Below are 22,648 nucleotides of genomic sequence, written 5' to 3' on the forward strand. Positions count from 1 at the left end.
CGAGGTGAACGCTGCTCCTTCCCCCTCCCCCCGCCGCCCCATTCTTGAACTGCCTGACGAACTGATCAGCCAAATTGCTGCCGGTGAGGTGGTGGAACGCCCCGCCTCCGTGGTGCGCGAGTTGGTGGACAACGCGCTGGACGCCGGCGCCACCCAAGTCACCGTGCGCCTGCTGGCCGGTGGCGTGCGCTTGATCTCGGTGGAGGACGACGGCGCGGGCATCGTTCGCGAAGAGCTGCCCATTGCGCTCAAACGCCACGCCACCAGCAAAATCCGCAACCTCACGGACCTGGAGTCGGTGGGCACCATGGGGTTTCGGGGCGAGGCCTTGGCCGCTATCAACTCCATAGCTGACTGCGCAATACTTTCAAGGGCTGTAGGCCAAAACAGTGCTTACCTTTTGGAAGGACGCACGGGTGAACTTCGCCCCGTGGCCCGCAGCACCGGCACCACGGTGGAAGTGAAAGAGTTGTTTTACAGTACCCCGGCGCGGCGCAAATTTCTCAAAACTGACGCCACCGAGTTGTCGCACTGCATTGAGGCCGTGCGCCGCCACGCCTTGGCTCGCCCGGATGTGGGCTTTGCGATCTGGCACGAAGGCAAGTTGGTGGAGCAATGGCGCCGCTGCCCCGAGGCGACCGAGGCGCTGCCGTCCGGCCACGCCAAAGCCCCGCTGGGCCAACGTTTGTATGACGTGCTGGGCAAGGACTTCATTGACCAGTCGGTGTTGGTGGACTACCGCACCAGCCGCAGCCGACCCGAGTCGACCGCCCAGGTTCGGGTTTGGGGGCGTGCCGGCATCCCAGACGCCGCCCGCTCACGCGCCGACCAGCAGTTTTGCTATGTGAACGGTCGCTTTGTGCGCGACAAAGTGCTCACCCATGCAGCCCGCAGCGCCTATGAAGACGTGCTGCACGGGCATCGCCAGCCGGTGTATGCGCTGTACATCGAGATTGACCCCACCCGGGTGGATGTGAACGTGCATCCCACCAAAATTGAAGTGCGTTTTCGCGACAGCCGCGAAGTGCACCAGGCGGTGCGCCACGCCGTGGAAGACGCGCTGGCCGCGCCACGCGCCGGACTGGCAACTGCAACTGCCGATTCCTTGGGCCTTGATGGCTCGGCGGGGTCATCCACTGACGTCAGCGGCGAGACTTATGCATCAAATAGGCCTCTGGCCCCTATGTACTCTGCGCAACCCGCTATCATTTTTGAAAATCAAGGGGGCCACAAGGTCAGCGACCTGGGCGCCTTGTGGCAACCCACCTACGGCGCCACGTCCAACCACCCGGCCCCTCAACCGCCCCTGCCAGAGGCGGGTGACACCCGCCCTGCCGATGCGCCATTGCCCGACCAAGCCTGGCCGCTGGGCCGCGCCATGGCGCAATTGCAAGGGGTGTACATCCTGTCGGAAAACGCGCAAGGCCTGATCATTGTGGACATGCATGCTGCCCATGAGCGCATCGTGTACGAGCGCCTGAAGAACCAGTTAGCCGCCCGCGACCTCAACAGCAACGCCCTGCCCGGTCTGCTCGGCCAACCCCTGCTGATTCCGGCCACTTTCGCGGCCACGCCTACCGAGGTGGCCACCGCCGAAGCGCACGCCGACACCTTGAGCACGCTGGGTTTGGAAATCACGCCGTTCTCAGCCAAAACGCTGGCCGTTCGCGCCGTACCCAGCACCCTGGCCCAAGGCGACCCGGTCGAACTGGCCCGCAGTGTGCTGGCCGAACTGAGTCAGCACGACGCCAGCACGGTGATTCAGCGCGCGCAGAACGAGTTGCTCGCCACCATGGCCTGCCACGGCGCAGTGCGTGCTAACCGCAAATTAACGATCGATGAAATGAATGGCCTGCTGCGCCAGATGGAATCCACCGAGCGCTCCGATCAGTGCAACCACGGCCGCCCCACCTGGCGCCAAGTCACCCTGAAAGACCTAGACGCCCTGTTTCTGCGAGGGCGTTAGAGCGCGGTCAGTGCGAGTGCAAATGGTGCGCGTCGGGCACATGAGGGTGCTCATGCTGCATGGCCTCATGCCGATGCGGGTGGCTGTGTACTCCTGCAGGCATTGGGTCATGTAAATGCAGATGGTGCCCATCGTCATGACGATGGGCATGTTCGTGGTCAAGCGCCGTGTGCGCATGCTCGTGGGCATGGTTCTCCAACAAGTGCAGCACCACACCCAGCAGCATCAAAACGCCGCCCACAACCAGCATCCACGTGACCGTGCGGCTGCCCAACACGAAGGCACCGGCGGCACCAATGAAGGGGGCAAAAGCAAAAACAGAACCGGTTCGCCCCGAACCAAAAGCGCGCTGCGCCAACAAGTAGAAACGCAAACTTAAGCCATAGCCAGTGGCACCAATCGCCACCAACGCAACCGCCGCCCACACACCGGGCACAGGCTCGGCCAGCAGCCAGGCGATGACCGCCGTGGCACAAGCACCCAAGCTGGCTTTGGTCAGCACGACTTGGCCGGGATCGCGCTCTGCCACCGCTCTGGACAAGGTGTTATCCACGCCCCAGGCCACGGTGGCGACCAGCACCGCCAACAGCCCCAACAATTGCGTGGCGCCTGCCAAGCCTTGTTCCAGCACCAAGGCCACGCCACCGGCGAGCATCAACAACATGGCGACCCCAACACGCCGGTCAATGGTTTCACCATACAAGCGCCAAGCCAGCACCACAGTGAACACCGCCTCCAGCGTCAACATCAGCGAGGCGCTGGAGCCGCTGGTGCGTTGCAAGCCCCACGCTAACGCCACCGGGCCAATCACCGCACCCAAGCCCGCCATGGCGATCACCCGAGGCCAATCAGACCGGCGTAACGCCGCCTCTCTTTCAGGCGGATGCCGCATGAGCAGCGCCACGGCCGCCGCACCCGCGTAGAGCAGTGCCGCGGTGGTGAAGGCGCCTAATCCGAGCCCAAAATGCTGAACCAGCGGCGTGCTTAGACCAAACAGCACCGCCGCCAAGAGCGCAAGGAAACCCCCTTTGAGGGCCGGCGAAGACAGGCGATTCATAGTCGATTTCATTTTAGGGGACGCCGGCGATCAGGGAAGCGGTTTTCCACATCAGCCCGCCAAACCTAGCCCCGCCCGGCGTCGCGTGGCCCACACAAATGGACGCGGCTCTGTTCGCCGACCAAGCCATGGGATTGCGTGAACACCTGCTGGCAACCCCGCTGGCCCAGCGCTTCGAGTTGGACCGGGAACACTACCTGCTGTTCATCAACTTTGAAGGGCTGGCCATTGACACCACCGCCGACATAGCCGACGTCGAGCGCCATGTGGAGCGCTTGCTGGCGTCCTTTGTGACTGGCCCGGCAGAGCGTGTGCCGTGGTGGTGAATTGCGACAGCTTCACCATAGCGCCCGCCCTTGTGGACGACTACTCGGCCATGGTCAAGCGCTTAGCCGAGCGTTTCTACTGCCGCGTGACGGGTTATGGCACCGGCGGCTTCCTCAAAGCTCGATTGGAGGCGAGCCACAGCGGCCAGAGTCGCTAGCATTTGCCAGCCACGGGGTTCGAAAACACAAAGACAATCGACGGACGCATCAACCGCCCGGCGGCCTCACTCAGCTCGCGGCGGGCATTCAGATTGCGTGATCAGCAGAACGCTCAGCATCCCGTTTATGAGGCAGCAACTGTTTCACGAGCATCTCCGAACGCCGGAATGCGTCTGCCATGTTGGCTCGCATTTCATCTTCAGCCCATGGTTTGGCGATGAATTTGTAGATATACCCCTCGTCCACTATTCGGGTCACCGTCTCCAAATCCGCATAGCCCGAAAGAATGAGTCGAACCGTACTGGGCGAAATGATGCAAACCCGGTGCATCAATTCAGTGCCGCTCATGTGGGGCATGCGCTGGTCCGACAACAACACCTGCACCTCATTGATGGCCAATAGCTCCAACGCCTCTTCACCGCTACTGGCACTCAGAATTCGGCAGCCCTCTTTACGAAGGGACCGGCGCAAGGCCGACACGATACCGGGCTCATCATCGACCAGAAGGAGAGTTTTTTGTCCTGAGTCGATGCTCAGGCTGTGGGTCATCCTGCTGTCTTGGCTCAACATCGCTCGCAGGGCGGGTTCGGCAAGCGGACGGCTGAACAGATAACCTTGCATTTCATCGCAGCCGTTCTTTCTGAGCAAGCCCAGTTGCGCGTCGGTCTCCACGCCCTCGGCGACGACCTTCATGCGCATGCGATGCGCCAGGTCAATGATGGTCATGGCTATGATGGCTGAACTGGGCTCGGTCACCATGTTCTGCACGAACGAGCGGTCGATCTTCAAGGTATCGAAGGGAAAGCGTCCCAGATAGGCAAGACTGGAGTATCCGGTACCAAAATCATCCAGCGCCAGGCTGACACCCGTGGCTTTGATTTTTCTAAGCAGTGTGGCGGCCGCTTCGGGGTCTTCCATCAAGACGCTTTCGGTCAGTTCAACCTCGAGCAGGTGCGGGGAAATACCGTAGTCCTTCAAGACCCGAGACAGCATAGCGTCGAGGTCGCCGGCCTGAAGCTGGTGCGCCGACACATTGACTGCCACTTTGATCTCGGGCAATCCGGCCTCACGCCATTCAACAATCTGGCGACAAGCCTCTTCAATGACCCACTGCCCCATCGGCACGATCAGCTTGGTTCGCTCCGCCATTGGGATGAAATCATTGGGCGGCACCAACTTCCCATCGGCGCGTTGCCATCGAATCAGAGCTTCCGCCCCGACCACCCTCCCCGTGCGCAAGGACACCTTGGGTTGATAGTGCAGGACCAACTCGCCCTTCTTAATCGCCTCGCGCAAGTCGGCCTCCAGCGCGGATTGCGCTGCCACCACGGCCTGCAGCGCGGGGTCAAAGAAGCGCAGTGCGTTTCGCCCGGCCAACTTGGCCTGGTACATGGCCTGGTCGGCTCGCTTCAAGGGCTCCTCGGGATCTGTCTCGGCCGTGCCACCAAAAAATGCCACGCCAATGCTGACCGTGCCGTCACACGGGCCGCTCGTCAACCAGTACTTATGCGCCAGAGTGGCCAGTAGTTTTTCCCCCATGATCTGAACTTGGGTGGCCGCATCCATTGCGCCTTCCCCAATCTGGTTAAATATCACGACAAACTCATCTCCCCCCAGCCGCGCGGTCGTGTCGCCTTCACGGACACAGGCACTTAAGCGCTCTCCCACTTGTTTCAGCAGCAGGTCACCCTTGGCATGACCGAGCGTGTCGTTGACGCTCTTGAAGTTATCTAGATCGATAAACATCACGGCGCCTTGATGCCGGTTGCGCACACCTGCGGCCATGGCGTGCTGCAGCCGATCCATCAGGAGGCGGCGATTGGGCAGCCCGGTCAACGGGTCATAAAATGCAAATTTCTCTATTTTCTCGGCGGCGGCTTTTTGCGCCGTGATGTCGGTTTGCACACCCACATAGTGGGTCAGCGTGCCGTCGGCCTGACGGATCGGGGAAATAACGGTCTGGTCAATGTAGCGACTGCCGTCCTTGCGCTGATTGTGCAGTTCGCCCTGCCAAGAACGGCCCTGCGTGAGGTCATCCCACATGGCCGTGTAAGTGTCACTGGAGGTGAGACCGGATTGCAGGATTCTTGGGGTCTTGCCAATCAACTCGTCGCGACGGTAGCCGGTATTCTCAAGCAAGGCATCGTTGACATACTCAATCACCGCGTTGGTGTCGGTGATCATGATGCTGTCCGAAGCTTGCTCGACAGCCTGCGATAGTTTGCGCAACTGTCCTTCGGCTTCCTTGCGCGCCGTGATGTCAATGATGGCCGTGAGGTGTCCAATGACGCGACCGTCGGCATCGCGCTCAGGGACCAGACTCACATGAAGTAAGGCGGGCTTGTTTTTCAGCGGTAATGGCGGCGCATCGCGTTCAAATTCGACCGACTGCCCCGCCATCACTGCCTCGATGTGATGCCTGAGTTGAGCATAGGCCGTGTCGCCGAGCAACTCGACCACGGGCTTGCCAACAATATCGGCAGGACGAAGTCCATGCATCTTCGAAAAGTTCTCGTTCACGAACCGATAACGGAGGTCCCGATCTACTTGCGCCAACGCCACGGGCGCGTGGTCGGCAATGGTCTGCAATTGCTGCGTCAGCTCGCGCAGTACGGCTGCGCGAACAAAATTATCGATACCCAAGTCAATATTAGCGGCCATATCCGTGATCAGCTCGCGGGCTGCAGAGTCGAACACGCCAACCTTTCCGGCCGTGAGCATGAGCACGGCCACCGTCACACCCTTGCGATGCAAGGGCAGAACGCATGCGGCTCGCCAACCAAATCCGGCGCGGTGTTGGCGCCAGGGATTGGAGCGCGGATCAGCATCCAGATCTTGACACCACACAGGCCTGTTCTCCTGAACCGCCGTCCCAGTCAGACCGCGACCCATCGTGCTATTGGCATCCACCGAAATATGGAAGTTCTGCAGATACAGGTCAGCGTCTTTGCCAAAGCAGGCAATGGGCTGCAACAGTTGCGTTGTCGGCTCAATCAACCCAACACAGGCCATCTTGATCCCACCGATCTCCACAGCAATGCGACAAACCTCAGAGAACAATTCGTTCTCATCCTTGCACCGCGCAACGGCCGAGTTGCATCTAGTCAAGGCGACATACAGGCGAGTTCGACGATCAACGTCTCGTTTGAGCTTGCGATTCCATCGATAAATGCCCAAAAATCCAAGTCCAATCAACTGCCCTAGCCCCAGCGTCCAACGCACCAACTGACCCAATTTGATGCCACCGTCCAACGCAGCGCCGACCCAGCGGCGCCGGATGATCGACGCCTCGTCGGGCGTGATGGTGACCAGACTCGCGTCGATGAGCGCCAGCAGGCCCTCAACTCGGGGGTTGACCGCAATGCTCAAGCGAAAGGGGTATTCCTGCAACGCACCGGCGTAGCGCAGGCCGGTGATGCCCTCATCGTCAATCCTGCGCAGTGTCGAGGTGGCCTCTGCTACAAAAAATTGGCTATTCTCATCGAGTACCGCCTGCATCGCCTCGTGCATAGTGGCATGCCGCTGCAACTGAATCTGCGGCTCGTGGCTGAGCAGTTCCTCGGCATAGGATTCGGCAGCCACGGCAACGTTGCGGTTAAACAAGTCGCGCTTTTCACCCAAAAATACCTGTCCCTTTCGCGCAAAAACGCCCATAGTAGAAATGAAATAGGGCTTGCTGAGGATCGCTTGGTGTGCGCCGGACGCGCTGCTGTTGACACCAAGGACCAGATCAAGCTCTCCCTCAGCGAGCCGTTGCAGCAACTGCTGCACATTCGGCCCAGGAATGATTTTTGTCTTGAAGCCCGTGTTTTTGACCAGCAAGGCCAGGGTATCGGCGCCTAGCCCCTGATGGCGGCCATTGGTGCTGATGGAATCAAAGGGACTCAAATTTTCAGCCACTCCCACGCGCAACACAGGCAAGGCGGCAATCCGGGCACGCGTCGCGGGGTTGATCTCGTCCACCGACACAGGCACCGGAACCCAGCGCGCCATAATGCGGCTGATTTCGGCCTAGGGAATGGAGGCGAGCGCTTTCTCCATCAAGGGCACCAGCTCGGGCCAGTCCTTGCGCACACCGTAGCGCTGTCCATTGGACATGTCAAAGCCGGTGTTGACCTTGACATTGGTAATGCCTTCGTCGCTCAGGAGCATGGTGTTGACGCCGAGCTCGCCAACAAAGGCCTCGGCGCGGCCCTCGGAAACGGCACGCAAGCCTTCAAGTGGGGTGGTCACGTTGACCACCTGCCATTGCGGATAATGCTGGGCGGCTTGGGCGGTCGATGCATGATCCTTGGCCAGCGCGACCCGCTGGCCCTGAAGCAGTGCCAAATCCTCCAGGCGCGGGGTCTCTGTGCGGGTCAGCACAACCAAGGGCGTACTCAGATAAGGCTGACTGAAATTGAGGAAGGCCTCTCGCTGGGGCGCATGTGACACGGCAATGATCAAATCGATGTCGCCTTGACGAGCGCCGTCAATAATTTGTGACCAGGAGCGCCCGGGCACCAGCTTGAGTTGCAGGCCCAGGCGCTTCGCCACCAAGGCCGTGATTTCCGCCGCCGCGCCATCCGCTTGGCCCTGTTCATTGACGAAGGCGTAGGGCGCATAGTCCGGGTCAACCCCGATTCGAATGACTGGATGGGCAGCAAGCCAGGCGCGTTCAGTGGCCGACAAACTAAGCGCCGACTCCGCAATAGAGGAGCCAGCCGAGAGAACAAAAATGAGGGCGGTGAAAAGCAACCGCAGAATGACCGTCAAGCCCGCCCTTGTCGCCGGGCATTGCCCAAGTCGATTGGCTCTGTTTCGTGGCGACTTGGAGGGCCCGCGAATAGCGTCGCCAATGGTCGATTGCCACGAAAGAATGTTGAGCCCCATAGAATTTTTTGCCTCATTTCTTGAATACAAGATGACGCGCTACAAAACCAGGGCCGGCTGAAAAACAATAATTCTTCCGGAGCAACCCAGCCGCCCTTTCAGTCAATCTGAGATGGGGCCTGAAGCTTTGCGTCCACAGCTCCCGCTGTGTTTGCCAAACGGCGCGCCGTCTAGCACGACAATTTCTTATAACAGGTAAGCCGGACGATGAACACCCCGATCGGCGTTAAGGGGCGGTGCCATCCAGAGACGTCTTGGCCGCAAGGGCGACTCTATGGACACGGAACACTAAGGCGAAGCAGCTCTTGACGACCGCTCGCGCGTGGCCCACACCGCCGCCCCCAGCAAGGCCATTACACCGGTCAGCGCCGCAATGACGGCGCTGGGGTCGGCCTTGGCAGCAAACAGACCGACAGCCAAGCCGGCAGCCGGCTGGGACAGATTGTTGAGCATGATGACCACGCCGGTGGTTTTGCCGTAGTCACCGGGCGGGATGATGAGTTGGCGGCGGCTGCGCACATAGACGCTGAACATCTTGTCAAAACCAATCACCAACACAAAGCCCAAGGCATAAACCCATGGCCCGGCGCCAAACGCCATGATCAGCCCGCCGACCAAAACACAGCCGTAGGACAAACGTCCCATCAAGTTCAAACTGAAATTCAGGCGGGCAATGGCCAGCAAAACCACCACCGTCGCCACCGCACCTCCTGTCTGCAACAGGGCGTAGACGTGGTCTGTTTGTTGAAATACACCGGTGACCATCGCCGCCGATGAAGCCATCGTCACGCCCAGCACCAGGTTCACACCGGCGGTCACCACCGTGAGTCGAAACAAGCCCGGCAAGTGCCACCAGTGACTGAGGCCCGTACGATACGGTTGCCACCAGGCGCCCGCAGGCACCTGCGGCACTGGCCAGTTCACAGGGCAATGCCGGTTCCACACCGCCAGTGCGCCATCCGCCACCCAGAACAACAGCGCCGTGGCCAACACCACGCCCTGCCAGGGCCACCAGTTCAGCAACAGCGCAGCCAGCATGGGGCCCAGCACCATGCCGAGTTGGTCCGCCATCTGGGTCTTGGCCAGCACCGTCACAAAACGCCCCTCACGAAAAACATGGGGCAACATGGTCTCGCGGGCCATCATGCCCTGCGTGGTGAGCACCCCGCACACGGCCGACAAGCCCACCAACCAGCCAATGCCGCCAAACAACATATACCCCGCAACCCCCAGCCCACATACCAACGCCCGATAGACCTGGCTGACCCGCAGCAAGCGCAGTGTGGGCAAACGATCACACAAGGCACCGCACACCGGGTAAGCCATGAATCGGGGCAAGGTTTCCACAAAGAACGCGATGCCTGACCACGCCGCACTCTGGGTGGTTTGAAACACAACCAGAGGCACCAGAAATAACAACACCTGATCTGCCAACCGGGACAAGAAAAGTGACAGGTAAAAGCCCAGCGGCGCAAACTTGCTGATGGCGGGCATGGAGAAATTCATCTGGAAACTATACCCACCCCGTCATGCCAGGTGGCAGCGGCAGCGCTACCATCGACCACTCCCTTTGCTTTCTGAATTTCTCTGGATCAATCAAACCGTTTTCTCCAATCTGGTTTGATCTCCGGTATTCCCCACCCATGTTGCTTCGTCACGTTTCATCACCCGCCCAACGCACCCGAATTCAAGGGGAAACCCACGCCCTGTGGCTACTGGCCTGGCCAATTTTAGTGGGTCAACTGGCCAATGTCGGCATGTCCGTTTTGGACGTGGCCATGGCGGGCCATGCCTCAGCCGAAGATCTGGCCGGCGTTTCTCTGGGGGTGTCGATCTGGAACATGATCATCATCACGCTGATGGGCATCATGATGTCGGTGAGCCCCATCGTGTCGCACCATGTCGGCGCCAAGGCATTTGGCGAAGTGCCGCAGGTGGTGCGTCAAGCCCTGTGGAAAGCCTTGGGTGTGGGCCTCATTGCCATGGTCATGGCGAACGTGGCAACCCTGGTGTTTGATCACCTGAGTCTGGAGCCCAAGGTGCGCGACCTGGCCAAGAATTTTGTGCACATCACCAGCTTTGCCCTGCCGGCGTTCGCCTGCTACCGCGTGTTGTATGGCTACAGCGCCAGCCTGAACCAGACCAAACCGCTGATGATCACCGCGCTGGGTGCACTGGTGCTGAACGGCGTGGTGAACTGGCTGCTGATTTTTGGCAACCTGGGCTTTCCCAAACTTGGTGGTCTGGGCTGCGCGTGGTCAACACTGCTGTGTGTCTGGTTCAACCTGCTGGTATTGCTGTGGTGGATGCGACGCGCCCCCGCCTACCGCAGCACCTGGCCGTTTACGCACTACCAGCGCCCTGACTGGCCACAGATCCGCACGATGCTGAAGCTCGGCCTGCCCATTGGCGTGACCTATTTTGCAGAAACCAGCGCCTTCAGCCTGATTGCCTTGCTGGTGGCCCGCTTTGGCAGCAGCCAAATTGCGGCGCATCAGATTGCGCTGAATTTTTCATCCTTGGTGTTCATGTTGCCGCTGAGCTTGGGGGTGGCGATTTTGACCCGCGTGGGCCAGTCACTGGGCGCCAACGACCCCGTGGCCGCACGCTTTCGGTCCTGGGTGGGCGTAGCCATGGCTTTGGGATTCGCCGTGCTATCGGCTTCTTTCATGGCTCTCTTCAACACACAGATTGCCTGGGCCTACACCAGCGATGGGGCGGTCGCCAAAGTCGCGGCACAGTTGCTGTTTCTGGCCGCGCTGTTTCAGCTGTCGGACGCGACCCAGGTGGCCACCAGTTGTGCCATTCGGGGCTACAAGGTGACACGTTCGCCCATGTTGATTCACCTGACCGCGTTTTGGGTTTTTTCTCTGCCTCTGGGTTATGCACTGGGCATTGCCCCTGACTGGTTGCCCTGGGCGCCAGAGCAAGCCATGGCCGCACAAGGCTTCTGGATTGCCTTGATCGTGGGTTTAACAGTGGCGGCACTGGGTCTCACGGCCCTGCTGCGCTATGTTGCCCTTGATCACATGCCCCAGCCCAGCCAGGACCGCAGGTAAGCCGGTCTAAGCAGCGCCGAACATTTGGTAAATCAGGATGCCCACCACCACGAGCCCGACCATCGCCCAGCCGATGCGGTCAATGCTGCGGTAAAGCGCAGCTTCCATGCGCGCGCCACCCCACGCCATCAGGCCAGCCACCAGAAAAAAACGGGCGCCCCGCCCCACAAAAGACGCCAGTGCAAACGGCAGCAAGGCCATCGACATTGCGCCGGCGGACACTGTGAACACTTTGTAGGGAACCGGGGTGAAGCCGGCAACAAAAATAGCCAGCACGCCCCAGCGCTCGAACCACTCGACCGTGGTGAGGTACCCCGCCCAGTAGGCCGATTGGCGCAGCCAGGGCTCGATTGCCTCGAACCCGTAGTGACCCAGCGTGTAGCCCAATAGGCCTCCGGCCACCGAAGCCAGCGTGGTGATCCACGCAAAATACCAGGCGCGCGACGGATTGGCCAAACTCATGGGCGCCAACATCACATCCGGCGGCACCGGGAAGAACGACGACTCGGCAAAACTCAGGCCACACAAGTACCAGGGTGCACGCCGGTGGCGTGACCATTGCATGGCACGCTGGTAGAACGAGGAAAATAGCTTCACAAGTCAGCCACTGTGCGCGTCGCGCACAAGTGTCATCACTGACAAGCGGTTAGGTATTAGGCCAACAAGGTGTGGCTCATGTCTTTGCCACCACGGTCCAGATGATCTTCAACTTGGCCAATGCTCGCGGCCAAAGAGTTGGCAGACTGCTCCACCGTCAGACGAAGCTCACGCTCGACCTGCTCGAGCCGGTCCAGCACAGCGTCGCGAGACTCTTTGTCCTGATTGAGTTGCTTGAGCAGCTCCAGCTCCAGGTAGGTCCGCAGTTCTGTGAAGCGCGAGGCCTCAGCCTGGTCGGCCAATTTGCGCTGCTGTGAAAGCTCTTTGTTGTTCTGGCGCGCATCCATGAGCAAGGTGGTTTGCAGGTACACCACATACAAAAGAAACACGGCGGTCAAAACAACCACCACGCCCAACATCACCAGTCCCAGTGGGGCCTGTACGTCGGCCACGCCAAGCGTGAGTGCGGTTGGCGTCATGAACGCCGCCCAGTTCAGCAAGGTGAAGACGGCAACAACGCCCAGAATGAGCAACAAAAGTAGGGTGCGGATTTTCATGATGATCTGCTTTCTTGGAAATTTTAATGTTGTCGGTATTGTGTCAGCCAATCAGTGGCCGCGCCATTGCCAGTGCCCCGGTCAATCCCAGTATCAGGACCAAGCCGGCCAACACCCAGATACGGCGGCGGTTGACCTCAACGCGCTTGATGAGCTGGGTGTTTTGATCGGCCAAGGCCTTGATCAGCTCGGACGACTCCCGCATCTGCTGATGCAACTCGTCCACTGTGATTTCCAGTGAGCCTATCTGACGCTCCAGCAATGCAATGGCTTGCGACTCTGGCAAGTTACTCAACGCAGAGGCCGGCGACGCCGGTGCCTCACCTGCTTCAGCGGCCTCATTCTTGCCCACGGACTTCCACAGCTTCTTCGCGCCGTCGGCGACCGCAGGCGCGTTTTTGATCACATCGGTCCAGGGAACCAGCTTCAATACCGTTAACCAACTCACAGCTACTCCTCCACCAATCTATACGCTCCCCACGCCAGATGCCGTCGGGTCCAAGGGACAACTGTAACGGGGTCTTGGCACCATCGCCATGGATGAACGAATTTGATCTGATACGCTCAGATTGATGCCGCTCCACTCGAACGCCGACCCCAACGCCCCTGCCCTGCTCCGCCCCACCATGTCGGCGGCCTGGGTGGTGCTGATCCTATCTTTATTGCTGGGCCTGCAACCCATCACCACCGACCTTTACCTGCCTGCCCTGCCGGCCCTTACCGCCAGTTTTGAGGCGCCCATGGGTCAGGCCCAACTGACGCTGACCGCGCTGCTACTGGCCTTTGGCCTGTCGCAATTGGTGTGGGGACCGTTGTCTGATCGGTTTGGTCGCCGTCCCATTCTGCTGATCGGCATGAGCGCTTATTTGATTGCGTCTGTGGCCAGCGCCATGGCCCCTTCCATGGCGATGCTGATTGTTTGGCGCACCATGCAAGGTGCTGCCATGGGCGCGGGGGTCATGTGCGCACGCGCCATCGTGCGGGACCTCTACACCCCGCTGCAAGGCGCCCGTGTCATGTCCAAAGGCCTCACCGGACTGGGCATCATTGCCTGCGCAAGCGCCCCTTTAGGCGGTTTGCTTTCCGACCTGTTCAGTTGGCGCATCGCTCTGCTGGCGCTGGCAGTTTTCAGCGCGGTGTGCCTTGCCGTGGTGGCACTGCGCTTTACAGAGACCCGGCCTGACACCAACCGACACGCTTTGAAACCCGCCGTGCTGCTGCAGACCTGGCGCAGCATCTTGCGCCACCCCACGTTTTTGACCTTTTCGGCACTCTCCGCTGTCTCTTATGGCGGTTTGTTCACTTTTTTAGCGGCCTCGTCGTTTGTCTTCATCCGGGTGCTGGGACTGAGCGTGACCGAATATGGTTTTGTCATGTTCGTCAATTCGCTGATGTACGTGCTGGGCACCCTGCTGTGCCGGCGCCTGCTGCCCTGTGTGGGTGTGCCTCGTGCCATTGCTATCGCTGGCGTCCTGTCACTGACCGGCGGCACCACCATGGGTGTGCTGGCGCTGGCGAGTTTTCAATCCGTGTGGGCCATCATGCTGCCGCAATGCCTCTACATGCTGGCCCATGGCATTCACCAGCCCTGCAGCCAAAGTGGCGCCGTCGGCCCCTTCCCACAGGCCGCAGGCGTAGCCTCCGCGTTGAACGGGTTTGGTATGACCCTGGTGGCCTTCGCCATGGGAACCTGGCTGGGCACGCACCTGAACGACACCGTCTTTCCACTGGTGCTGGGCATCTGGTTCTGGAGCGCCCTCATCGCGCTGATTGCATGGACGCTGGTACAACGATATGGACACCTTGATGAACACTGACCTCCGCCCCCCTGCCGGGTCAACACCCCGCTACATTGCCCTCGCCGGCCCCACCGCCTCGGGCAAAACAGCCGCTGCGTTGGCAATCGCCGCCGCGCATGACATTGAGATCATTAGCATGGACTCGGCCTTGGTGTTTCGCGGCATGGACATTGGCACTGCCAAACCCAGCGCCGAGGAACTGGCCGCCTTGCCCCACCACCTCATCAACATCCGCGACCCGCTAAACGCCTACAGCGCCGCCGAGTTTGTGAGTGATGCGCACCGCCTGATGGCCGACATCACTGCGCGCGGCAAATTGCCAGTGCTGGTCGGCGGCACCATGATGTATTTCAAAGCCCTGCTCGATGGGCTGGACGACATGCCCAAGGCCAACCCCGCCCTGCGCGCCCAACTGGAGCTTGAAGCGACCGAGAAAGGCTGGGCCGCCCTGCACGCCGAATTGGCGCAGGTTGACCCCATCACCGCCGCGCGTTTGAACCCAGCCGACTCCCAGCGCATTCAGCGGGCACTGGAGGTGTACCGCGCCTCAGGCCAACCCCTGTCCAGCTTTCATAAGTCAAAAACCATAGCGCCTTACTCATATGCGACGGGGTCTAAAGGTCAAAATGGCTCAAAAAATGAGCTTAGCAGCCCGCTTTTGATTTCTCTGGAACCACAAGACCGAACCTGGCTGCACCAGCGCATTGCCCAGCGCTTCGATCTCATGCTGGCCAGCGGCTTCATGGAAGAAGTGCTGGGCCTGCGCGCGCGCGGTGATTTGCACCTAGATTTACCGTCCATGCGCTGCGTGGGCTACCGCCAAGCGTGGGAAGCGCTAGACAGCTTGTGGCCGTTAGCTGAGTTGCGTGACAAAGGCATTTTTGCCACCCGCCAACTCGCCAAACGCCAAATCACCTGGCTGCGCTCCATGCCCCAGCGCCACATCGTAGCCTGCGACGATGCCGCTGCCCTGAGCCAAGTAATGCGCTTGGTGCAACACTTTGTGGACCAACCCGCATGACCCTGGTCGTTAACAATTTGAGCAAGCTCTACGACGGCGTGGCCGTCTTCAGCGGCGCGTCGCTCACCGTGGCGCCCGGTGAGTTTGTGGCCATCGTGGGCGAGTCAGGTGTGGGCAAGTCCACCTTGCTCAACTGCTTGGCCGGGCTGGACACCTGGGATACCGGCTCGGTGGTGTTAGATGGCGTGGACATTGGCGGCTTGAATGACGAGAAGAAGTCTCACCTGCGCCGCGAAAAAATCGGCTTTGTGTTCCAGGCATTTCATGTGCTGCCCCACCTCGATGTGGCCCAAAACGTGGCCCTGCCTTTGATGCTGCTGAACCAGCACGACGACACCCGCGTACAGGCCATGCTGATCGCCGTCGGCCTGGCCGGGCTGGGCCAGCGCTTGCCTCAGCAACTGAGCGGCGGGCAACTCCAGCGCGTGGCCATCGCACGCGCCCTGGTGCACCGCCCCAGCCTGCTGCTGGCCGATGAGCCCACCGGCAACCTCGACCCCTCCACCGCTAAGCGCGTGATGGACGCCCTGATTTCCCAAACCCGTGAACACCATGCCTCCATGGTGCTGGTCACCCACTCGCCCACAGCCGCAGCGCGGGCCGACCGGGTGCTGCGCCTGGCGGCCAACGGACTTTTCAACCTGTGATGTGAACCACGGTATGCGTTTTTTAATCGACTTTTGCGCCCCGCAATCCGACCCCACCGCCGCCTTGCGCTGCGCCTTTGGCACGCCCCTTGAAGTCTTGGTGGCGCACCAGCTCGACGAGGTTCTGCCGCTGTTAGACCGGGTGGACGCGCTAGCCCGCTCTGGCCTGTGGTGCGTGGGCTACGTGGCCTATGAAGCCGCACCCGCCTTCGACCCAGCCCTGATCACCCACGCCCCCATTGGCCCCTTGGCGTGGTTTGGCGTGCACGAAAAGCCCCTGCCTTGGCCCATTGAACCCGCTGCTGGCAGCGTCGAAGTGCAGTGGCACAACCCCTTAAGCCGCCCCAGCTTCGATGCCGCCATGGCGAGCATTCACGACGCCATTGGCGCCGGGGAGTTCTACCAAGTCAACTACACGGCCCGCTTGCACGGCAACTTTCAGGGCAAGCCAACCGCCTTGTTCGCCGCCCTGCAACGTGCCCAACCCAACGGCTACGCGGCCTACCTCGACACCGGCTCAGAGCACATCCTCTCCGTCTCACCCGAGTTGTTTTTTGATTGGCACGACGATCAAATTCTGGTGCGCCCCATGAAAGGCACCGCCCCACGGGGAGCCAGTGCAGCGGACGACGAAACGCTGGCGGGCAAACTGCGCAGCACCCCCAAGGAATTGGCTGAGAACGTGATGATCGTGGATCTGCTGCGCAATGATGTTTCTCGCATCGCCACGCCTTTCAGCGTCAAGACGCCACGCCTGTTCCAAGTCGAAACCCTGCCCACCGTGCTGCAAATGGTGTCAGACGTTGCCGCCACCACCCGCCCGAACACCAGCTTGACCGATGTTTTCGCCGCCCTCTTCCCGTGCGGCTCGATCACCGGCGCGCCCAAAGTGCGCGCCATGCAAATGATCAAAGACCTGGAACCCGAGGCGCGCGGCGTCTACTGTGGCGCCATGGGTGTGGTGCGTCCCGGTGGCCACGCCACCTTCAATGTGGGTATTCGAACTGTGACCCTGAAAGGTCCAGCCGCCCTGTGCGGCATTGGCAGCGGCATTACCTTTGATGCCACTGCTGACGCCGAATGGAATGAATGGCGACTCAAGCGCGGATTTCTGGAGCGCGCCAGCCAACCCTTCAACCTGCTGGAAACCCTGTGCCTGGACAACGGACAACTGCGCCATGCGCCGGCCCACCTGGCCCGGTTGGCGCGCGCCGCTGCGCACTTTGGCTACCCGCTGGACGCGACTCAGTTGAAAAAACAGCTGAACCAATTGGCCACCTCTCACCCTTCTGGCGCCTGGCGGGTACGCGCTCAACTCAGGCGGGATGGTCAGGTGCTGACCGAGGCGTTTGCCTTGGGTCCGACACTCAGCCCTGTTTTACTGCAGTTGGCCGACACCGCGTTTGAGGAGGCAGACAGCGAGTTTGTGCGTTTCAAGACCACACACCGCCCCCACTACGACGCCTACGCCCCCAGCCAAAGCGGCGTGTTTGACACCTTGCTGTGGAACACCCGTGGCGAGATCACCGAGTGCACGCGCGGCAACATTGCGCTGCAATTGGATGGCGTTTGGGTGACCCCGCCGCTGTCTTGCGGTCTGCTGGACGGTGTGGGGCGGGCGCAGTGCTTGTTTGAGGGGCGACTGGTGGAAGCGATGGTGCGGCTAGACGACTTGCCGCGCGTTTCTGCGCTGGCGTTTGTGAACAGCTTGCGAGGGTGGGTTGACGCGGAGCTTTTGCCAAAGAGCTGAGTATTCCGACAGGCCAATCCATCTTGACCTATTAAGCGGTCTTGAAGGGGTTGCAAATTTCAAAGACAGGTCGCGATCAAATAGATAGCTGCTTGCGCATATGGTACGAGCGCTAGAGGCCAATTTCATCAATCGACTGTGCAAGCAAGCTGCACCCGCCTACGTTGCCCACCGGGAACGGTTTAGCGTGGTGCGCGAATAGGGCGGTCACGGCGGGTGAATATGGGCCGCTGACGGCTTGGCCCGGCGGCACAGGCGCTGACGCACCGATCTAGGCACACAGCGGCTGCTTCACAATGCGTGCAGGAGTGCAACCAACATGTTCAAAATTTACTGTACCGACGAAAACAACCAGGCCCACGGGCAAGAGGCCGCAGCGGGCAGAGCACAGCCACAGGTGCCTGAAGGTAGCTTCCAGCCCACGTACCAGCCACCAGGGCCCTCAGCGCACCCAGTGGTACGTCAGCGGCTTCTTCGGGGCTGAGCCGAGCCGAGCCGAGCTGACAAAGGCACCGCTACCCATTACAGAAAGCTGTGTCGCCGGTTGTACGGGTCGGGGAACGTCCAGCCGCTGGATGATGTCTTGCAGGCGGCTTCTCAGTGTCTGAAAAACACTACCAAATAAATAGCTGCTTGCGCATATTAGACGGGCGACAGAGGCCAATTTGGCATGTCAGTTTTTCATCACACCGCCTAGCGAACGAACCTGGCCGTGAACCTTTGTGCGAATGGGGTCTATGACGAAAGCAGCCTCCCCTTTCGCCTCTTACACGCCACCAATGCCTTTAACGTGCCGCATTTCTTTGACAAATTTCACAATGATTTGCTTGGCACCCTGGGGGTGATTGCTGACCAGTGGCAAAGCAATCGAAAAGCTGTCGCCCAAGGCTTGATGCGGGGTGAACCACATTTCTGCGTTGTAAATATAGACCCCCGCCGGGTCACACAGCGAAACGGCTGTATGGCACTCTTGTGTCCACACTTCTGTAAGCGCACCCTCGTTTTCTTTGGATTTGGGGGCGTTGGCGCTGAATGACTTGCCGTTGAGGATCAACGCGGCTTTTGAACAGTCAAGGTCTATCTTTTCGGTGCCGCGCTGGTAGTTGTCAAAGCCAATTTGCAGGTGAATTCGTGGGTCGCGCCCATTGGCGTAATACGGAAAAACACGAAAAGCAAGCTTCACGTCCAAGATAAAAAACTCGGATTTTTCGCTTCGCACCGGGTCAGCGGGCCGTGTGAATAGAACCTCCGCCTGGGCCACCGGGTAATAGACGGCTGTCTTGGAAGGCTCGCAATTAAAAATGCAAAAAGCGTTGGCCACCGTGCACGCCACGGTGAGCAACAGCCCAAAGGAAAAACGCCTGCAGCGCCAATCGTTGAAGGTCATAGTGAGAGATAACACAGCTTGGGTGTGCGAAAAAATAAGTACGGGCCATTATTCTTTCTTTCTAAACATGCCAGCCACTCAAAAAGATAGCTACTTGCGCAGCATGAACAAGCGCTAGAGGACGATTTTGCATACAACATGGCCACCACGCCGTGCGCCGCACTTTAGGGGCGCAGCTGCACCATCCTGAAGCTGTCGGGAAAAAAAACATGGGTCACGCCGTAGCGACCGGGTGATTCAAAGTACGTTGAGGGGTAGTCGCCTCGCGTGGCCGCGACGCCGAGGCTGACGGATACAGAACGTGTCACTACACGGGCCAGGTGTTGCTCTACCTGCGCGTTACTGAGCTGCCGAGGGTCTTCACTGGCCAGCTGACGCGCCAGATCTTTGCTCAACCGTTCACGGTGCCGGGCCATTTCCGCAAGCAAATTGGGCGCATCAAAGCTGCCAAAAAAGACGCTGATGGAGGGAATCGTCAGCTCCACAGGCAAGGCGCCCGATGCCTGACCACCGGCAACCCACACCACCAAGGGTCGGTCCAACAAAAAAAACGTGCGCGCCGCCATGTCTTGGACGCGCTCTTCGGTCAAACGGGGCAACAGTTCAGGGTGGGCGTCGAGAATCTCCTGCTTGCGGCTGTACAACTCCCGGCGCAGCGACTCCCGTGTGGTGTCCGCCGCCATCGACGCGCGAATTGACCGCAGCTCAGCGGCAGGCTCGAGGTCGGCGCCGCGCAAGCCTTTCACCGACAAAATGGCGGCGACGACTAGAAAGGCCACTGTTCCGACCACCGCCCAAAGGCCGGGGCCTTTGGCACCATCGCGTGCGCGGGCCGGCTGGGTGGTCGTGCGGCGAACGGGTTTGGGAGGCACCTGTGTGGCCTCAGCCGCATAGCCGTTTGCCGCATGCACTGGCGCCAGGCGTGCCATGGCGGGTTGCAAGCTTTTATCGTAGAGCGCTTTTTTGGCAGGGTCTGAGAGCACGGCGTAGGCACCCGCAACCTGCACTGCACGGGCGCTCGCCACCTCATCCGAAGGATTGCGGTCGGGATGAAAGCGCTGCATCAGGCTTTTGTAGGCCGCCCGGATCACCTCTGGGCTGGCACGAGGACTGACCTCCAGCGCGTCGTAGTGGGTCATCACAGACACCCTTAATCGAGCCGGCTGAACTGGGTGCTGGACCCATCAGCCTCCCGAAGCTCAAACCGATCCGCCCCTACCTTGACAATGACATTCGCGTCGTGCACCACACCGCCATCGATCCGAATCGTCCAGATCAGGCGCTGCCCCTCAATGCGCCATACGCCGTACTGCAGCGCAGCGCCACCATCGCCCTTGATTTCCCATTCGCCATTGCTGGCCAGGGTCAAGGGCTGGTTAGCTGTCGCGTCCCGTGTGATCATGTTCCCGTCCGCAGCTGGCCCTTATTCAAAGCTCGCCAGTTGATGCGGGGCGTGATTGCGTCCTTACAAGGAGAGAAGACGTCATGAGTCAAGTCCATCCCTGCGCCCGAACCACCCCTCGCACACGCGCTGAGATAAGGACCTCGCCCGCTGGTGCCAGTGCGCTGGCCGACCGATACAACATCACGCCCGCCACCGCTCGCAAGTGGAAAGAGCGCGAAGATTCAGAGGATCGCTCCCACCGCCCGCGTACGCTGAAGACGACGCTCAGTCCAGCGCAGGAGCAACTTGTTGTCGAGCTTCGGCGCACAGTTCTACTGCCCCTGGACGACCTGCTGGCGATCACCCGCGAGTTCATCAATGCCGCTGTTTCACGCTCAGGCTTGGACCGTTGTTTGCGCCGCCATGGCGTCTCCGATCTGAAAGGCCTGCTGCCACAAGTTGAGGGGGAGCCTGCGCCACTGAAAACCTTCAAGGACTACGAGCCTGGATTCATACACATTGACAGCAAGTACCTGCCGCAGATGCCTGATGAGACGAAGAGGCGCTACCTCTTTGTGGCCATTGATCGAGCGACACGGTGGGTCTATTTCCACATTTACAACGACCAGACTGACGTCAGCAGTACCGATTTTTTGTGCCGGTTGAGAAAAGTCTCGCCCATGAGAATTCAAAAGATTCTGACTGACAACGGAAGTCAATTTACCGACCGTTTTACAGCCAAGAGCAAACAAGCCACGGGCAAGCATACGTTCGACATCAGCTGTGCCGAGATGGGTATCGTGCATCGCCTGTCGCCCCCACGCCATCCGCAAACCAATGGCATGGTGGAGCGCTTCAATGGGCGCATCAGCGACTTGGTTAAGCAAACACGTTTCGCATCAGCGGCTGAGCTGGAGACGACTCTGACGCTCTATTTAAAGACCTACAACCACCATATCCCGCAGCGGGCTTTGAAGCACCAAACACCTATTCAAGCTTTGCAGAAATGGCGCGCAGGAAAACCTGATTTGTTTGTCAAGCGAGTTTATGAACAGGCGGGACTTGACAGCTAGCCAAGCGCGAAGACCGCCACTTGCCGACGAACTGCTCGGCCTTGGGCGCTGGCGGGCGTGAGCACCCTTGCACCAGAACCAAACTCAGACCCACCAGAACCGGTGCGCACTGGCGGTTCAGCTTCTTCAGCCATATTGGCCGGGCGCACGCCGTGCGTTTGAAAGTATTCTTGCAAAGCCGTTTTTTCGGCCGCCTTGGCCTCCAATCGGGCCCGGTAGTCCGAGAAATCGCCGTTCATACACCGGGTCAAGCCAAATGCAGTCCCCCCCACGATGACCAGTAAGCCGACGGCACGCGAGAGGTACTGAAACCCCGCCATGGTGCTCGACGCTACTTTTCTGGCCATTGCTGCTGGTTGCGCGCGAGGCCTTTCGCCCTGGGTCCTCAGCATCATGGCGTCAGCACGCAGAGACAACGCGTCGGCCCGAAGAGACAGCGCATCGGTACGCACTTCGTTGCTGGCGTTGGCGGCGTTGGCGTCGTCTGCGGCAATGGGCACCAGTGACAACGCGGCCTCTGGCGCGCTTGCGGGAATGCGGGCCGCCGCCAGCTTGGCGTCGTAGGTCAGACGGAAACCGGCGTCACTGAGCGAATTCAGCGCCACGCGCAGCACCTGGACCTTGTCCGAATAGGCCTGCGGAGCCATGGTGTTGCGGGCTTGTTCCAGAGCACTCATCTGGGCACTGAACGCCGCCTGCAGTTCGGTCCGTTCTGCACGCTGGTCGACACCCAAAATTTCGTAGAGTGATTGTTTCAACTTCACCCCGTTTGTCCTTTACGTGAGCGGACGGGATATTAAAAAAACAGTTCGAAACTTCGGGAAAAATTGACTAGAAATGGATTGGCCGAGTTTTCCGTTCCACGCAATGCAATTCCGATGCTATGAATTCAATAGGAAACGATTGGAAGCGCTGCGAACTTGGCCAACCCCGACGTTTGCCAGAAGAGGGGTTGCCGCCTAACCGAAGTATGTAGGGTAGGTAGATTGTGGGC

At 60.0% G+C, this 22,648-nt stretch carries 20 protein-coding genes and 1 riboswitch; of the genes, 9 read left to right on the forward strand and 11 right to left on the reverse strand.

What is annotated here, in order from left to right:
- Positions 1 to 4: 4 nt before the first annotated feature.
- A complete protein-coding gene (mutL, locus tag J8G15_RS07245; RefSeq protein ID WP_210546828.1) occupies positions 5 to 1,966 on the forward strand; it encodes a DNA mismatch repair endonuclease MutL in 1,962 nt (653 codons plus the stop codon).
- A 7-nt stretch (positions 1,967 to 1,973) separates the two neighbouring features.
- On the opposite strand, the gene J8G15_RS07250 is transcribed toward mutL, so the two are convergent.
- Positions 1,974 to 3,023 carry a DMT family transporter gene (locus J8G15_RS07250; RefSeq protein WP_210546829.1) on the reverse strand — a complete coding sequence of 350 codons (1,050 nt, stop codon included), beginning with the start codon at positions 3,021 to 3,023 and terminating at the stop codon, positions 1,974 to 1,976.
- Between the two features lie 98 nt (positions 3,024 to 3,121).
- Here J8G15_RS07250 and J8G15_RS07255 point away from each other — a divergent pair, with 98 nt between their 5' ends.
- A complete protein-coding gene (locus tag J8G15_RS07255) occupies positions 3,122 to 3,349 on the forward strand; it encodes a hypothetical protein (RefSeq protein WP_210546830.1) in 228 nt (75 codons plus the stop codon).
- The gene (locus tag J8G15_RS07260) at positions 3,340 to 3,507 is read left to right on the forward strand and encodes a hypothetical protein (RefSeq protein WP_210546831.1); all 168 of its coding nucleotides are present in this window, start codon (positions 3,340 to 3,342) and stop codon (positions 3,505 to 3,507) included. Before J8G15_RS07255 ends, J8G15_RS07260 begins: the two co-directional genes overlap by 10 nt.
- Positions 3,508 to 3,595: 88 nt before the next feature.
- On the opposite strand, the gene J8G15_RS07265 is transcribed toward J8G15_RS07260, so the two are convergent.
- The 3 genes from J8G15_RS07265 to J8G15_RS07275 all read right to left on the reverse strand — a co-directional run bounded on the left by J8G15_RS07265 (position 3,596) and on the right by J8G15_RS07275 (position 9,874).
- Positions 3,596 to 7,501, reverse strand: coding sequence for an EAL domain-containing protein (locus tag J8G15_RS07265; RefSeq protein WP_210546832.1), 3,906 nt, complete (start codon positions 7,499 to 7,501; stop codon positions 3,596 to 3,598).
- 18 nt (positions 7,502 to 7,519) lie between these two features.
- Positions 7,520 to 8,263, reverse strand: a complete 744-nt coding sequence (locus tag J8G15_RS07270; RefSeq protein ID WP_210546833.1) for a transporter substrate-binding domain-containing protein — start codon at positions 8,261 to 8,263, stop codon at positions 7,520 to 7,522.
- Between the two features lie 194 nt (positions 8,264 to 8,457).
- Positions 8,458 to 8,546, reverse strand: a riboswitch (cyclic di-GMP riboswitch).
- A gap of 122 nt (positions 8,547 to 8,668) precedes the next feature.
- On the reverse strand, positions 8,669 to 9,874 hold the full coding sequence (locus tag J8G15_RS07275; RefSeq protein ID WP_210546834.1) for an MFS transporter: 1,206 nt from the start codon (positions 9,872 to 9,874) through the stop codon (positions 8,669 to 8,671).
- Between the two features lie 149 nt (positions 9,875 to 10,023).
- On the opposite strand from J8G15_RS07275, the gene J8G15_RS07280 reads away from it, so the two are divergent.
- Entirely contained in the window at positions 10,024 to 11,439 is a 1,416-nt protein-coding gene (locus tag J8G15_RS07280) for an MATE family efflux transporter (protein ID WP_210546835.1), read from the forward strand.
- Between the two features lie 6 nt (positions 11,440 to 11,445).
- On the opposite strand, the gene J8G15_RS07285 is transcribed toward J8G15_RS07280, so the two are convergent.
- From J8G15_RS07285 to J8G15_RS07295, 3 genes are read right to left on the reverse strand one after another with little or no spacing between them, the layout of a single operon-like run.
- Positions 11,446 to 12,036, reverse strand: coding sequence for a YqaA family protein (locus tag J8G15_RS07285; protein WP_210546836.1), 591 nt, complete (start codon positions 12,034 to 12,036; stop codon positions 11,446 to 11,448).
- 56 nt (positions 12,037 to 12,092) lie between these two features.
- Complete coding sequence (locus tag J8G15_RS07290) at positions 12,093 to 12,593, reverse strand: LapA family protein (protein ID WP_210546837.1); 501 nt, start codon at positions 12,591 to 12,593, stop codon at positions 12,093 to 12,095.
- A gap of 43 nt (positions 12,594 to 12,636) precedes the next feature.
- On the reverse strand, positions 12,637 to 13,041 hold the full coding sequence (locus J8G15_RS07295) for a hypothetical protein (RefSeq protein ID WP_210546838.1): 405 nt from the start codon (positions 13,039 to 13,041) through the stop codon (positions 12,637 to 12,639).
- A 124-nt stretch (positions 13,042 to 13,165) separates the two neighbouring features.
- Here J8G15_RS07295 and J8G15_RS07300 point away from each other — a divergent pair, with 124 nt between their 5' ends.
- The 4 genes from J8G15_RS07300 to pabB are packed head-to-tail and all read left to right on the forward strand — an operon-like array spanning position 13,166 to position 17,810.
- The gene (locus tag J8G15_RS07300) at positions 13,166 to 14,410 is read left to right on the forward strand and encodes a multidrug effflux MFS transporter (protein ID WP_210546839.1); all 1,245 of its coding nucleotides are present in this window, start codon (positions 13,166 to 13,168) and stop codon (positions 14,408 to 14,410) included.
- Positions 14,400 to 15,413 carry a tRNA (adenosine(37)-N6)-dimethylallyltransferase MiaA gene (miaA, locus tag J8G15_RS07305; RefSeq protein WP_210546840.1) on the forward strand — a complete coding sequence of 338 codons (1,014 nt, stop codon included), beginning with the start codon at positions 14,400 to 14,402 and terminating at the stop codon, positions 15,411 to 15,413. The genes J8G15_RS07300 and miaA overlap by 11 nt, the downstream gene beginning before the upstream one ends.
- Complete coding sequence (locus J8G15_RS07310) at positions 15,410 to 16,060, forward strand: ABC transporter ATP-binding protein (protein WP_210546841.1); 651 nt, start codon at positions 15,410 to 15,412, stop codon at positions 16,058 to 16,060. The genes miaA and J8G15_RS07310 overlap by 4 nt, the downstream gene beginning before the upstream one ends.
- Before the next feature lie 13 nt (positions 16,061 to 16,073).
- On the forward strand, positions 16,074 to 17,810 hold the full coding sequence (pabB, locus tag J8G15_RS07315; RefSeq protein WP_210546842.1) for an aminodeoxychorismate synthase component I: 1,737 nt from the start codon (positions 16,074 to 16,076) through the stop codon (positions 17,808 to 17,810).
- Between the two features lie 766 nt (positions 17,811 to 18,576).
- On the opposite strand, the gene J8G15_RS07320 is transcribed toward pabB, so the two are convergent.
- From J8G15_RS07320 to J8G15_RS07330, 3 genes are all read right to left on the reverse strand, one after another.
- Positions 18,577 to 19,197 (reverse strand): hypothetical protein, encoded by a 621-nt coding sequence (locus tag J8G15_RS07320; RefSeq protein ID WP_210546843.1) that lies wholly within the window; start codon positions 19,195 to 19,197, stop codon positions 18,577 to 18,579.
- 164 nt (positions 19,198 to 19,361) lie between these two features.
- Complete coding sequence (locus J8G15_RS07325) at positions 19,362 to 20,336, reverse strand: J domain-containing protein (protein ID WP_210546844.1); 975 nt, start codon at positions 20,334 to 20,336, stop codon at positions 19,362 to 19,364.
- 11 nt (positions 20,337 to 20,347) lie between these two features.
- Complete coding sequence (locus J8G15_RS07330; protein ID WP_210546845.1) at positions 20,348 to 20,599, reverse strand: hypothetical protein; 252 nt, start codon at positions 20,597 to 20,599, stop codon at positions 20,348 to 20,350.
- Between the two features lie 83 nt (positions 20,600 to 20,682).
- On the opposite strand from J8G15_RS07330, the gene J8G15_RS07335 reads away from it, so the two are divergent.
- Positions 20,683 to 21,654 carry an IS481 family transposase gene (locus J8G15_RS07335; protein WP_210546846.1) on the forward strand — a complete coding sequence of 324 codons (972 nt, stop codon included), beginning with the start codon at positions 20,683 to 20,685 and terminating at the stop codon, positions 21,652 to 21,654.
- Here J8G15_RS07335 and J8G15_RS07340 read toward each other — a convergent pair.
- On the reverse strand, positions 21,651 to 22,418 hold the full coding sequence (locus tag J8G15_RS07340; RefSeq protein WP_210546847.1) for a hypothetical protein: 768 nt from the start codon (positions 22,416 to 22,418) through the stop codon (positions 21,651 to 21,653). The genes J8G15_RS07335 and J8G15_RS07340 overlap by 4 nt on opposite strands.
- Positions 22,419 to 22,648 lie beyond the last annotated feature (230 nt).

This window comes from Rhodoferax sp. PAMC 29310, assembly GCF_017948265.1.
Lineage (GTDB): Bacteria > Pseudomonadota > Gammaproteobacteria > Burkholderiales > Burkholderiaceae_C > Rhodoferax.